This is a genomic window from Mesobacillus persicus (assembly GCF_900109925.1).
Classification (GTDB): domain Bacteria; phylum Bacillota; class Bacilli; order Bacillales; family Cytobacillaceae; genus Mesobacillus_B; species Mesobacillus_B persicus.
This window is the reverse complement of record NZ_FOBW01000004.1, coordinates 122,726-135,263: the sequence shown is the minus strand read 5'-3', so window position 1 is coordinate 135,263 and position 12,538 is coordinate 122,726. Positions and strand designations below refer to the sequence as shown.

Below are 12,538 nucleotides of genomic sequence, written 5' to 3'. Positions count from 1 at the left end.
AACGGGAAAACTGATTCAAACAGTAACCTCGAAAAGCAGCAAGAATGAAAATTGGAGCTTAGAGGATACTGTAAACAACAGGAGGGATGTTTTTGTGGATAATGAAAAAGTGAAGCACGATAAAAATCAACAAGAATCAAATGATGTAGCCCAGGCAATAGAGGCATCAGAAGCAAATATAAAATTACAAGATGCCTTTTATGGGGATCATAACTCATTAAACAATAATGCACCAGTATATGTTGCAGGCAACAATACTCCAGCAATTAATGTGAATCCAAAAAAGTAAGGAACCGGGTTTCCCTCGGTTCCTTTTGTTTTAGATATGTTAACCGTTGATTTTCGCTCCAGTCAACGGTTAACAAAATCAATAATTCCCCTTTAATAGGGACAAGATTAAACAATTAACCTCAGTCCGTCTTATCCTTTTGATCCTTATTCCTTTTATTTCCCTTGCTATTATCCCCACTTGTTAACAACTCTTGGGAAAACTCAGCCATTTCATGTTGAAGTCTCGGTGAGTTTTGATTTTGACTACCTTCATTAATTTTCTTTGTCATTGTAAGATTCCCCTTTACATGATTTTCTTCCTTAGTTTCTCTACCGGAAGCAATAATATCCAAAAAAAAGAGGCTGGATTAATTCCAGCCTGTCAATAAGGGAAGTTCTGTTTCAAAACCAGGTATAAAAATAAAAGGGAAGTTTGTAAAACATTTAAAGCCAAGAGCACTAAGTTTTGAAAATCGAGGTCCTTAAAATTTATCGATTTTCAGTTATAGGGATTTTTCCGATCCCTATATTCAAGATTATTAGATAACATTGTTAACAGCTTGGCAACGAAGGATGTGTCGCTAATTGTTCGTATTCGTTAACTCTCTGCTGTCTTCTTGTCTTTATAATAATAGGTAGGTATGTAGATGTTATGAGGAAGTTATGTGGAAGTTATGAAGATTAGTAGTTTTAAAGGAGAGATGAACATGTGCCAGAAAATCTTGCTAGTGGATGATGAGCATATGATAACAGAAGTGTTGGAAGCCTATCTCCGCAAAGAGGGGTATGAAGTTTTTACATCGGATAATGGCCTTGATGCTTTAAGGAAGGCAGATCGTGTTAATCCAGATTTAATTGTACTTGATTTAATGCTACCAGATATTTCAGGGGAAGAGATCTGTAGGCTCCTTCGAAAAGAGTCGGATGTTCCGATCTTAATGTTAACAGCAAAATCAGGTGAGGATGAGCGCATTAATGGCATTGTTTTAGGGGCAGATGATTATGTTACGAAACCCTTTAGCCCAAGAGAGGTTGTCGTAAGGGTCCAAGCTATATTGCGTAGAGTGAGAAAAACAGAGCATGTTCCAGTTGGTGAACAACTCAGTTTTAATCATCGTGAGTTAATCATTGACCTACTAAAAAAAGAAATTACGTGGATGGGAGGGACCATTAACGTAACGCCAATTGAATACAGGCTCCTTTCTAATATGGCGCAGAACCCTGGGCGAGTATATAGTCGGATGGATCTTCTTGATAAAATTCAAGAGGATGGCTTTTCCTACGAAGGTTACGAACGCAGTATTGACACCCACATTAAGAATCTCCGTAAAAAGATTGAGACAGATGCTAGGGAGCCTAAATATATCTTAACGGTATTTGGGATGGGCTATAAGTTTGGAGGAGCACCAGATGCTAAAAACGCTTCGCTCTAAAATTTTGTTTTACTTTTTGCTCGTTTCCCTAACTGGAATTCTTGTCGTAAGCTTTAGCCTGCAATGGGGCTTTGAGGCAAGTTTTAATCATTATATAAATGAGAACCGAACGCAGCGGGTAACCCAGCTCACAAATGCTCTCAAACTAGAGTATAAGGAACGCGGTGCATTTACAGGTGAACGAGTATCCCAATTATTTTATGAGCATGCGATGACAGATAGTCTTTATTATAAGTTATACACACCAAATGAAATCTTACTAATGGATTCCACTTCCATTCGCGGAATCATGGAAGGCATGGGGATGAGCAATAACCCTTATGAAGAGGATAACTGGTTAACATCAACAGAGCCGATTAAGCTAGAAGGGAAGACGCTGGCTATTTTGAAGGTGTACTATCCAAAAGGGTTTATCGATAGTGAATATGTATTTCTCCAGACGATAAAAAAATACTTACTTACCGCCGTAGTCATCACTGTAGTATTGGCCTTGTTTTTCAGCATGCTGTTTTCTAAACGGCTAACGGCAGGGTTGAATAGTTTATCAATGGCGGTTGAGCGGCTAGCAAAGCATAAAAAGGATGTACGGGTCCCACTCGATAATCTATCACTAGAGATGAAAAGGCTTGGGATTGCTTTTAACGATTTAGCGATATCGCTTGAAAAAGAAGAAAGGTTGCGCAAGGAGTTTACGGGAGATCTTGCTCATGAACTGCGGACACCATTGGCGACATTACGAAGCCAAATTGAGGCCTTTCAGGATGGCATTTGGGAGCCAACTCCGGAACGCTTGAAGCAAAGTCATAATGAGTTGATGCGACTTGTTCGACTTGTGAACGAACTCGAAAAGCTTCTTGCGGCAGAAAACCCCCAGATTAGGCTTGATTATGTGAAATTGGATGCAGGGGAGCTGTTAGGCTCAATGCAAGATTTGTTCACTCCAGTATTTAAAGCAAAGCAAGTCGAACTAATTGTTAATCATTCAGAACAGCCACTTATCTTTAATGGAGACCGAGATAAATTGGTACAAATTTTGACGAATGTGATTAATAATGCACTGAAATATACACTAAAAGAAGGCAAGGTAAGGCTTGCGAATATTGCTTATGAAGATATGGTCGGTTTTCTAATTGAGGATGAAGGCGTTGGGATATCCGAACAGGACCTTCCTCATATTTTTGAACGGTTTTTTAGAGGGGATAAGTCACGTGATCGGAAAACGGGTGGAGTTGGCATCGGTTTATCGATTGTTAAGGCCCTAGTGGAAGCGCATAAAGGAACAATTCATGTAGAAAGCCAGCCAGGAAAAGGCACCGCGTTTACCATTTTATTCCCACGCGTATCTGGTGCCTGATTCCTAGCCCTTTATAGTAAGTCGTTTACATAATACACTTTCCCATTTTCAAGATTGCCTTCGAACATAAGTTTAACGAGAGCGTTCGCAACGATAGCAGGGGATCTAAGCATCCCTTTTTCTTTATATTCCTTAAATTTATCCACATCATAAAAGGCTTTCTCGGTGGATGAACGGATCGTTGTTTGCATGTCAGTATCCATGATTCCTGGACTATAGGCAATCATTTTTGTCGAGCTTGCCTTGTTTTCTAATTCTAGACCAGTCGTCCGGGTAAACATATTAATAGCTGCTTTCGTGCTGCAATAGATGCTCCATCCATGAACAGGCCGCTCGGCAGCTCCTGATGTGACATTAGCAATTGTAAGGGGAATTTGTGTTTTCTCTGCCTGTTTAATGATTAGGTTACTAATTAATACAGGTGCTGTTAAGTTGATTTGAACATTATCAAGAATCGCTGTGTCATTTAGATCCCCGACTGTTTCAATCGGATCGACAATCCCGGCATTATTAATTAAGTAAACGGCCTCGGTTGTCTGTTGAAAAATGGTCTCTGAGATCCTTTGGAAGACGGCTAATGTTTCTTCTGTTGAGGCAAGGTTGCAACGAAAATAATGATAATCTCCGTCAATTTTTCTAGCCACTTCGTGCAGTTCTTCATTGTCACTGCGCGAAACGGCAATCACTTTTACCTGTTCCTCTAGCAACTTTCTAGCAATCCCTTCACCGAGCCCTTTTGATGCGCCAGTTACAATTGCATACTTCATACCCATCCCTCCCAATCATTTATTATCATCATTGAACCATAAATAGAACTAGAAAAGAAAATATTTTTAAGTATGAAGATGAAAATCCTAACTGTATTCTTCATAAAGGTATTTGGCTAAATAAAGATTATCGAAATTAAGCAAAAAAGGAGTGTCCAGGAAAGAGTTCCAGGACACTCAAAGGTAAAGCTAGGATAAGAGGTGGTTCCATTCACCAATGAAGGTGGCGGAAGCGCTATTTGGGAAAGCTAGCACTTCTTCTGTGGGACCATGTTGTTTTATTTCACCGCCAATTAAAATCGCGAGGCGGTTCGTAAAGTATTTAATCTCCATCAGGTCATGGCTGATGAAAACCGTTGTAGTGTTTGTCTCCTCAACAACCTGTTTAATATCCTTCAAAAGCTGAACTTTTGTTGGAAAATCGAGTGCAGAAAATGGTTCGTCAAGGAAGAGCACTTCAGGTTCTAAAATCATTGCCCGCGCAAGATTTACTCGCTGTGCCTCACCACCTGAAAGATGATGCGCATGCTTTTTGGCTAAGTGACTTATTTTAAAAACATCAAGCCAATAGGCGACTTGTTCTTTAATTTCTCTTTTAGGTCTGTTACGTATCTTTAGTCCGACGGCCACATTTTGATAGACACTCGTATCTAGCAGCAAGGATTGCTGGAGAGCAACAGCAATCTTTCGCCGCACAACAAGTGCCGAGCTGTCAGAGACGGTTTGCCCTTGGAATTTAATAGACCCAGATTGAGGTGGGTCCAGCAAGGCTAGAGTCTTCAGTAGCGTACTTTTGCCAGCACCATTTGGTCCCATCACCCCAAGAATCTCTCCTTTTTGGAGTTCGAAAGAGGGAATGGATAAGATGCTTCGCTCCCTCGCTTTTATATCAATGTTCTCCAGAGTAATTAAAGGGCTATTCATGGGATCGCTTCCTTTGCTGTAAAAAAGTTAGGAGGAAGGTAATGAGAAATGCGAGAGTCATTAAAATAAAACTCAAGGCCAACGCAATATCAAAATTCCCCTTTGACACTTCCATCACAATCGAGGTCGTAAGAATTCTTGTGTCACCGCTAATATTCCCGCCAACCATCATCGCTGCACCAACCTCAGCAATAACTCGTCCAAACCCTGCGATAATCGCTGCAAGGAGGGCAAGTTTGCTTTCTTTCATCAGAATCCACACCAACTGCAGGCGTGTTGCCCCGAGTGCTTTTACCTGAAGGATCATTTTTTCATTAATTTGCTGGAACGCAGTTGCTGTTAAGGCTGTAACAATCGGTAGCGAAACGAGCGTTTGGGCAATAATTATCGCTGTCTCTGTATAAAGAAGTGAATAATCGCCAAGTGGCCCAGATCTCCATAAAAGTAGGGTAATCCACAGGCCAGCAACAACAGGCGGTAATCCCATGCCAATATTAATGATGACAAGAATAAGCTTGCGACCTGGAAACTTCACCAAGCCGAGAAACATCCCTAAAGGAATCCCGATTAATGTACTAATTATGATTGCTGTCATTGAAACCTTTAGCGTTCTCAACGTGATTTCAACGATAATAGGGTCGGCTGCTAGTACCATTTCTATTGCTTTTTTGAGTCCTTCTAGTAATAAATCCATCTGAATCAAGCTCTCTTTTAAAAATTTATATTACGATTATTCAAATAAGAAGAATAGTGGCTGACCGTAGTCTTCCATTCCGAATTCGGAAATTGTTTTGAATGCTTCCTCACTAACCATAAACTCAACAAAGGCTTTTGCACCTTCAGCATTAATCTTATCATTTTTATCAGGATTTACTTCCATAACATGATAAATATTTAGTAGATTTTCGTCTCCCTCGACAAGAACCTCAAATTCTCCTAAATTGTCTTTTTGCGCAAGATAAGTAGCACGGTCAGTTAAAATATAGCCTTGCTTCTCTGCGGCAACTTGTAAGCTATTCCCCATTCCTTGTCCTGTTTCCAAATAAGCGCTGTTTCCGGCGGGATCAAGGTCAGCAGCTGTCCATAATGACAGTTCCTTTTTATGGGTACCAGAGTCATCGCCTCGGGAAACAAATACAGATTCAGCCTCGAAGATCTTGGTGAAAGCTTCATTTGTAGATAATCCTTTAATGCCTGCAGGGTCAGAAGAAGGTCCGACGACAACAAAGTCATTGTACATCACTTGTTGATAGTTTAGGACATCTCCATTGTCAACAAGTTCTTTTTCAGCAACTGGTGCATGGGTAAGGAGGGTATCTGCCTCACCGTTCACACCCATTTCAAGGGCCTGTCCCGTTCCAACAGCGATTGTCTTAACATTATAGGGGTTTTCTTCTTCAAACATTGGAATTAAAACATCTAGTAAACCGCTATCTTGGGTACTTGTTGTTGTAGCAAGAATCAAATCAGTCGTCTCAACTTCAGTTGTTTCTGGCTCATTTGTTGTTTCTGGTTCTTCTGCATTGTTCGTGTCAGAGCTGGAGCAAGCTGTCATTAAAGCTAAAAATAAAACAAAAGATAGGGATAGTAATTTGTTTTTCATATTTGTTTTTCCTCCATTATTTGTGTTCGAAAATAATTTTTCCAAGTTCACTTGCATCATAGCCCTCGAGCTGTAAGATGCTATCCTTAAAAGTAGTGAAGTGAATCAGGTCTAGCAGATGTTCTAGTGCCGCCTTATTTTCTTCGGTCCATCGAAATACTAGGTCAAATTTTTCACTCGTCACAGGAATAAAATCGAGTCCAAGTTGACTTGCTGCATATTTGATACCGAATGCTACATCAGCGGATCCACGGCTGATATGGGATGCGGCACCAAGGTGGTTCCATTCCTCATTTTCATAACCCTTTATCGAGTTAGGATTAATGTCCTTGTCCGCTAGAAAAGAGTCGAGAAGGAAGCGAGTACCTGCCCCTTTTTGCCGATTTACAATCGTTACATCCTTCCGAGCTAAGTCCTCTACGGTTGTGATGTTTTTGGGATTTCCCTTTGCGACAATCAGTCCTTGTTCTCTCGACGCTAATCGGATAACAGTGATTGGCTCATGAACAAATAATTGGCGAATAAAAGGTAGATTATATTCTTGAGAAGTAGGATCCAGAAGATGGATGGCTGCCATGTCAGCGCTGCCACGATACAACATCATCAATCCTTCAAGACTACCAATATAACTGGGTTGAATAGCAAGCCCAGCTGATTCATTCGCCGCATACCTAACTAGATACTCAACAAGAAAATCATGGCTACCCGCAAGTTTTAAAGTATATGCCTGATTTGATGTAGATGCTGAATGAACCTTTACGTTAGAGGCTTTCGTCTGTTTATAACGGTCCAACTCTGCTTGTTCAATCCGCATTTTATTTCCAACTTTAAACGCGTTCAATTCACCTCGTTTGATCAGCTCATAAACAGTATGCTTTGAAATCTTAAACATAGCGGCAATCTCATCCGGCGTATATGTGCTATCTTGCATTTTAATTTCACCACCTTTAACGAACTATTACTAAAATAAACGAAAATCGGTTAAAAGAGTGTGACAATTTTCATAAATCGTCAAGTTTTGTTAAGTTTTGTTTGGAGTCGTTCACAAATTAGACAAATTTTAACTGCAAAACTTCTTTTTTATACATAAACTCGCACCACGAAAACCAGAATGAGCCATGAAGGGTTCATGGAGCACGAAAACAGGGGAAGGACCAGAGTTTGTGCTCTATGAAGCGTTCATGGAGCACGAAAACAAGGGAAGGATCAGAATTTGTGCTCTATGAGGCGTTCATGGAGCACGAAAACACAGGGAAGGACCAGAATTTGTGCTCTATGAGGCGTTCATGCAGCACGAAACGAAGGCAAGACCCTCAGTGTATCCGTCATGAGGTTCACATGAAGCTAAATTACATTACGAATACTTTTGGTATGCCTAACTCCCTCAAAAAACAGTTATTAATTCAGTTTGTTTATGTAAAACTTACCCAATCTTCACTTGGATGTTGTTATTTCTTGTCGAAAAAAATATAATGAAGTATTGTACAGTTCTTCATTAAAGGGGAAAAGATGATGACTTCCAATCAAAAAAATAACTCTAGGCTCGATTTTGGCCTTGTTTTAGTATTAATGCTCCTATTTTTAGCAAGTTGTGTATCTATTTATAGTGCGCAAGCAACCGGACAGTACAGTGAAAACTTCCTAGCCAAACAGATTGTTTGGTATGCAGTAGGGGTAGTTATTATTGCTATAGTGATAAGACTGGATTCTGACCAACTGAAAAAATTGACTTGGTATGCCTATGGCTTAGGGATAGCCGCTTTAGGTTTCTTAATCGTTGCACCATCAAGTATTGCCCCTGTCATCAATGGTGCAAAAAACTGGTTTGTCTTCCCAGGGGTAGGTTCCATACAGCCATCTGAATTCGTTAAGGTATTTATCATACTTGCCCTTGCAAGAGCTATTTTTGATCATCATCAAAAAAACACGATAAAGACGATAGGAACTGATTTTTGGCTATTGATAAAAATCGGACTCATTACCTTGCTTCCGCTTATCCTTGTTATCAAGCAGGACCTTGGGACATCGTTGGTTTTTATTGCTATCATGCTCGGAATGGTATTTATATCAGGTATTACATGGAAAATTCTTCTGCCTATTTTTAGCGTTGGAGTATCCCTAATTGGGGCCATCTTTTATTTGGTTTTATGGAAACCAGAAATTCTTGAAAAGTATTTAGGTGTTCGAGAGTATCAATTCGGTCGGATTTATTCCTGGCTGGATCCCTATAATTATCAAAGTACAACCGGCTTCCAGTTAACCAGATCGCTGCTGGCAATTGGTTCTGGAGAAACAACAGGAAAAGGGTATGGAACGCGTGAGGTATACCTGCCAGAAAGTCATACCGACTTTATCTTTAGTGTAGTTGGCGAAGAGTTTGGGTTCGTTGGGGCGAGTGTCCTAATTAGTTTATTCTTTTTGTTAATTTATCAGATAACAAAAGTGGGGATGGAAACGAAGAATGACTTTTACACGTATCTTTGCGTAGGTGTCATAAGCATGATTACGTTTCATGTGTTTCAAAATATCGGAATGACCATCGGCCTTTTGCCGATTACGGGGATTCCACTTCCCTTCGTTAGCTATGGGGGAAGCTCACTAATGGGGAATATGCTGGCGGTTAGCTTGATATTCTCGATACGATATCACTATAAAAAATACATGTTTTCTACTTCTGATTAATAAGAGGGACCATTGTTTACGCAATGGTTCCTTTTTTACATTAGCTAGTACGGTCACCATGAAAGCTTCATGAGGCCCTAAATTAGTATCAATCGGAAAAAAACGGTCACCATGAAAGCTTCATGAAGCCCAAAATAAGTATCAATCGAAAAAAACGGTCACCATAGAAAAAGCCCAACCTAGTGCCCTAGGTTGGGCTTTGTCCTAGTTATTCACTTAAAAAATGCTTCTCAATATCATCAAGCATTAAGTTTGCTGCAATGACACCACCAGCTGTATTCCAAACGGCATCTTCTACTTTGTGAACCTCGCCAGTTTTAGCTACTTCTAGATTTTTAAATAATGGATCTTCAATCCATTCTTTTTCCAGATTCGTCGCTTCGCCATCCCCCGATTCATATGTGAAATAAAAGAGAATGTCTCCATCCATTGCAGGAATTCGTTCTTTTGTTGCATTCATCTCCGCAAAATCATCAACATCTTGACTCTCAGGGCGGGCAAAGCCAATCTGTTCTAAAATTACTCCGGAGAAACTATCTTTGTGATAAATTCGAACGTCGCCAGCCATAAAGCGAACCATGGAGACCTCTTTATTTACATCATCACCAAGCTCAGTCTGAATTTCTTTAATACGGTTATCATAATCGGCAAGTACTTGGTTGCCTTCTTCTTCTTTATTAACTGCTTTTGCATAAAGTTCGAAGTTTTCTTTCCAGTTACCACGAAGTGTTTCGGCAAAGACGGTTGGAGCGATTGCCTTAAGCTGTTCATAAATGTCTTCTTGGCGCATTTTGTTCCCGATGATTAAATCAGGTTGTAAAGCAGCAATCGCCTCAACGTTCACCTGGCTTTCCAATCCAACAACCTCAACGCCTTCCATTTCGGAAGCAATATGATCATACCATGGATCGCCTGTCCAGGATTGAACTGCCCCCACAGGTTTTACACCTAAAGCTAGTAATGCTTCTGTACCTTCATTTGTTAAAATAACGACTCTTTCAGGTGTTTTATCAAGGGTTACTGTTTCCATAGCATTTTCAACGGTATAACTTGTACTTTCTTCTTCAGTTGTATTAGGTTCCTTTGTTTCCTCTGCTTCATCGTTATTTCCACCACATGCTGTTAGCATGAACATGGCTACTAACGATAAGATCGTCAATAAGAACAGTTTTGATTGTTTCATTTTTGGTTTCCTCCTACTTTTAACTGTGAATGATAATCATTTTCATTTAGTGCATCTTTATGATAAAATTCTTTATATATAGTGTCAACAGTATTTATCAAAAAATTATTATTCATTACAAAATAATGAACAAAGTGAAAACGATTCTCATACTCATTGACACCCCTTGTCTAGGTGCAATAGACTAAAGGTATTTGAAAAAATGATGAAATTATTATGCTAATTGGAAGGGTAAATTATTATGCTACTGAAAACTTCTGGTCAACGATGGGTTGGCCTGGTAATCTCCATGGTCGCAATGATATTTTTAGCATGTGCAAGTATTGTTTATGGATATACAGAAACAAGCTGGAAGATGGCTTATCAGGCATTTACTGATTTTAATGGTACAAATGAACATATTATTATCGAATCTGTTCGACTTCCAAGGGCATTAATCGCAGCAACCGTGGGTGCAAGCTTAGCAATGGCCGGGGTATTGATGCAGACGTTAACGAAAAACCCTCTTGCTTCACCGGGGATTTTCGGTGTCAATGCCGGTGCAGGCTTTGCGGTTGTGGTAGCGGTTTCTCTTTTTTCGGTTGGAAGTTTACAAGCCTATACATGGATTGCGTTCCTTGGTGCGGCTGTTGCAGCAATCAGTGTTTATGTCATTGGTTCTACTGGTCGGGAAGGGCTTACGCCAATGAAGCTTACTCTTGCTGGGGCAGCTATTGCAGCGATGTTTTCATCTTTTACACAAGGGTTGCTCGTTCTTAATGAAGCCGCTCTAGAACAGGTGCTTTTTTGGCTAGCAGGTTCGGTACAGGGGAGAAAACTTGAAAACTTGGCAAGTGTTTTTCCCTATCTATTAGCTGGTTGGGTAGCAGCGATGATTCTTTCACCTAAAATGAATGTTTTATCGATGGGGGAAGATGTAGCAAAGGGACTTGGTCTCAATACAGGGCTTGTCAAACTCGGGGCCGGTATAATCGTCATTTTTCTTTCAGGTGGAGCGGTAGCCATAGCAGGCCCAATTGGATTCATTGGAATTGTCGTTCCCCACGTTGCTAGAGCGGTAGTTGGAATCGATCATCGTTGGGTAATCCCATATGCTGGACTTTTGGGTGGGATGCTTTTGCTAGTCGCTGATATTGCAGCCCGATATATTATTATGCCTCAAGAAATACCAGTCGGAGTCATGACAGCCCTAATCGGAACCCCATTTTTTATTTACATTGCTAGAAAGGGGTTCAACGGAAGATGAGAAAATATCGTAGCTTTCGAGCATTGAATGGAAAGGTTTCTTTTTTAGTCGATCAAAAAGCAGTAAATACAATCCTAGTGCTACTTGCATTAGTAGTTTTATTACTTATCCTTAGTGCTGGTCTAGGAGAAATGAAAATTAGTCCGCTTTCTGTTTTGCAAGTATTTTTCGGGGGCGGAACTGAAATGGACCGGTTAGTCGTACAGTCCTTCAGACTGCCTAGGATTATTGTTGCTTTGCTCGTGGGAATGGGCTTAGCAGTTGCTGGTGGAATCCTTCAGGGAATGATACGAAATCCGCTTGCCTCGCCAGATATTCTTGGAATTACCGGTGGTGCAGCAGTTGCGGTAGTTGGGTTCTTAGCGATTTTTAGTGATGAAAATAACGCACTAATCGTGAGTATTCAATGGCTGCCTATTGCAGCATTTTTGGGTGCACTCGTTGTTGCTTTACTCGTTTATTTCCTATCATGGAAGAACGGTGTATCTCCGATTCGCCTAGTTTTAATAGGGATAGGGATATCTACCTTGATGCAGGCGTTGACTACGTTGCTGATGATTCTTGGACCTATTTACCGAGCAAGCCAAGCCAATATCTGGATTACAGGTACTGTACATGGCACTAACTGGAGTGAGGTAAGGGTCCTAGTACCCTTAATAATTACTTTACTAGCAGTAGCGATAATGATGGCAAGAACAGTGAACATTCAAGAGCTTGGCGATGAGATTGCAACAGGCGTTGGCGGACGTGTTCAGCGGCAAAGGTTTCTCTTGTTACTCATCAGTACAGCTTTAATCGCTAGCTCCGTTGCCTTTGCGGGTGGGATAGGCTTTGTCGGGTTAATGGCTCCGCATATGGCTAGAAGGCTAGTGGGTTCTGCCTTTGGTGCATTATTACCCGTATCTGCTTTAATTGGTGGGATTTTAGTTATGCTAGCCGATTTAATTGGCCGGACAATGTTTTCCCCACTAGAAGTTCCTGCTGGTGTCTTTACTGCAGCTATCGGGGCACCTTATTTTATTTTCCTGTTATTTAAAACAAGAAATCAATAAATAATACTGTCAAAGGGGGAGAGC

General features: G+C 40.5%; 13 protein-coding genes. 6 read left to right on the top strand and 7 right to left on the bottom strand.

What is annotated here, in order from left to right:
• Positions 1 to 94 precede the first annotated feature (94 nt).
• Complete coding sequence (locus BMX30_RS07600; protein WP_090743168.1) at positions 95 to 289, top strand: hypothetical protein; 195 nt, start codon at positions 95 to 97, stop codon at positions 287 to 289.
• A gap of 121 nt (positions 290 to 410) precedes the next feature.
• Here the strand turns inward: BMX30_RS07600 and BMX30_RS23470 are convergent, their stop codons facing one another.
• The gene (locus BMX30_RS23470) at positions 411 to 560 is read right to left on the bottom strand and encodes a hypothetical protein (RefSeq protein ID WP_170843820.1); all 150 of its coding nucleotides are present in this window, start codon (positions 558 to 560) and stop codon (positions 411 to 413) included.
• A gap of 417 nt (positions 561 to 977) precedes the next feature.
• On the opposite strand from BMX30_RS23470, the gene BMX30_RS07595 reads away from it, so the two are divergent.
• Positions 978 to 1,703: a response regulator transcription factor gene (locus BMX30_RS07595; protein WP_090743166.1), complete on the top strand. Its 726-nt coding sequence runs from the start codon at positions 978 to 980 to the stop codon at positions 1,701 to 1,703.
• The gene (locus BMX30_RS07590; protein ID WP_090743163.1) at positions 1,681 to 3,057 is read left to right on the top strand and encodes a sensor histidine kinase; all 1,377 of its coding nucleotides are present in this window, start codon (positions 1,681 to 1,683) and stop codon (positions 3,055 to 3,057) included. Before BMX30_RS07595 ends, BMX30_RS07590 begins: the two co-directional genes overlap by 23 nt.
• A gap of 11 nt (positions 3,058 to 3,068) precedes the next feature.
• On the opposite strand, the gene BMX30_RS07585 is transcribed toward BMX30_RS07590, so the two are convergent.
• The 5 genes from BMX30_RS07585 to BMX30_RS07565 all read right to left on the bottom strand — a co-directional run bounded on the left by BMX30_RS07585 (position 3,069) and on the right by BMX30_RS07565 (position 7,282).
• A complete protein-coding gene (locus tag BMX30_RS07585) occupies positions 3,069 to 3,824 on the bottom strand; it encodes a (S)-benzoin forming benzil reductase (RefSeq protein WP_090743160.1) in 756 nt (251 codons plus the stop codon).
• 189 nt (positions 3,825 to 4,013) lie between these two features.
• Positions 4,014 to 4,748, bottom strand: a complete 735-nt coding sequence (locus BMX30_RS07580) for an ABC transporter ATP-binding protein (RefSeq protein WP_090743157.1) — start codon at positions 4,746 to 4,748, stop codon at positions 4,014 to 4,016.
• The gene (locus BMX30_RS07575; protein ID WP_090743155.1) at positions 4,741 to 5,442 is read right to left on the bottom strand and encodes an ABC transporter permease; all 702 of its coding nucleotides are present in this window, start codon (positions 5,440 to 5,442) and stop codon (positions 4,741 to 4,743) included. Before BMX30_RS07575 ends, BMX30_RS07580 begins: the two co-directional genes overlap by 8 nt.
• Positions 5,443 to 5,478: 36 nt before the next feature.
• On the bottom strand, positions 5,479 to 6,351 hold the full coding sequence (locus BMX30_RS07570) for an ABC transporter substrate-binding protein (protein WP_090743537.1): 873 nt from the start codon (positions 6,349 to 6,351) through the stop codon (positions 5,479 to 5,481).
• A 16-nt stretch (positions 6,352 to 6,367) separates the two neighbouring features.
• Positions 6,368 to 7,282: a helix-turn-helix transcriptional regulator gene (locus tag BMX30_RS07565; protein ID WP_090743152.1), complete on the bottom strand. Its 915-nt coding sequence runs from the start codon at positions 7,280 to 7,282 to the stop codon at positions 6,368 to 6,370.
• 581 nt (positions 7,283 to 7,863) lie between these two features.
• On the opposite strand from BMX30_RS07565, the gene BMX30_RS07560 reads away from it, so the two are divergent.
• Positions 7,864 to 9,033, top strand: a complete 1,170-nt coding sequence (locus BMX30_RS07560; protein WP_090743149.1) for an FtsW/RodA/SpoVE family cell cycle protein — start codon at positions 7,864 to 7,866, stop codon at positions 9,031 to 9,033.
• A 208-nt stretch (positions 9,034 to 9,241) separates the two neighbouring features.
• Here BMX30_RS07560 and BMX30_RS07555 read toward each other — a convergent pair whose 3' ends face one another.
• On the bottom strand, positions 9,242 to 10,216 hold the full coding sequence (locus tag BMX30_RS07555; RefSeq protein ID WP_090743146.1) for an ABC transporter substrate-binding protein: 975 nt from the start codon (positions 10,214 to 10,216) through the stop codon (positions 9,242 to 9,244).
• Positions 10,217 to 10,457: 241 nt separating this feature from the next.
• Between BMX30_RS07555 and BMX30_RS07550 the strand changes: the two genes are divergently transcribed.
• Entirely contained in the window at positions 10,458 to 11,462 is a 1,005-nt protein-coding gene (locus tag BMX30_RS07550) for a FecCD family ABC transporter permease (RefSeq protein WP_090743142.1), read from the top strand.
• Positions 11,459 to 12,514, top strand: a complete 1,056-nt coding sequence (locus BMX30_RS07545) for a FecCD family ABC transporter permease (protein WP_090743139.1) — start codon at positions 11,459 to 11,461, stop codon at positions 12,512 to 12,514. Before BMX30_RS07550 ends, BMX30_RS07545 begins: the two co-directional genes overlap by 4 nt.
• The last annotated feature ends 24 nt before the right edge of the window (positions 12,515 to 12,538 follow it).

Bases quoted from the DNA above. Each gene is read 5' to 3' on its own strand.
- BMX30_RS23470 (WP_170843820.1), bottom strand. From the start codon at position 560: ATGACAAAGAAAATTAATGAAGGTAGTCAAAATCAAAACTCACCGAGA.
- BMX30_RS07595 (WP_090743166.1), top strand. From the start codon at position 978: ATGTGCCAGAAAATCTTGCTAGTGGATGATGAGCATATGATAACAGAA.
- BMX30_RS07590 (WP_090743163.1), top strand. From the start codon at position 1,681: ATGCTAAAAACGCTTCGCTCTAAAATTTTGTTTTACTTTTTGCTCGTT.
- BMX30_RS07585 (WP_090743160.1), bottom strand. From the start codon at position 3,824: ATGAAGTATGCAATTGTAACTGGCGCATCAAAAGGGCTCGGTGAAGGG.
- BMX30_RS07580 (WP_090743157.1), bottom strand. From the start codon at position 4,748: ATGAATAGCCCTTTAATTACTCTGGAGAACATTGATATAAAAGCGAGG.
- BMX30_RS07575 (WP_090743155.1), bottom strand. From the start codon at position 5,442: ATGGATTTATTACTAGAAGGACTCAAAAAAGCAATAGAAATGGTACTA.
- BMX30_RS07570 (WP_090743537.1), bottom strand. From the start codon at position 6,351: ATGAAAAACAAATTACTATCCCTATCTTTTGTTTTATTTTTAGCTTTA.
- BMX30_RS07565 (WP_090743152.1), bottom strand. From the start codon at position 7,282: ATGCAAGATAGCACATATACGCCGGATGAGATTGCCGCTATGTTTAAG.
- BMX30_RS07560 (WP_090743149.1), top strand. From the start codon at position 7,864: ATGACTTCCAATCAAAAAAATAACTCTAGGCTCGATTTTGGCCTTGTT.
- BMX30_RS07555 (WP_090743146.1), bottom strand. From the start codon at position 10,216: ATGAAACAATCAAAACTGTTCTTATTGACGATCTTATCGTTAGTAGCC.
- BMX30_RS07550 (WP_090743142.1), top strand. From the start codon at position 10,458: ATGCTACTGAAAACTTCTGGTCAACGATGGGTTGGCCTGGTAATCTCC.
- BMX30_RS07545 (WP_090743139.1), top strand. From the start codon at position 11,459: ATGAGAAAATATCGTAGCTTTCGAGCATTGAATGGAAAGGTTTCTTTT.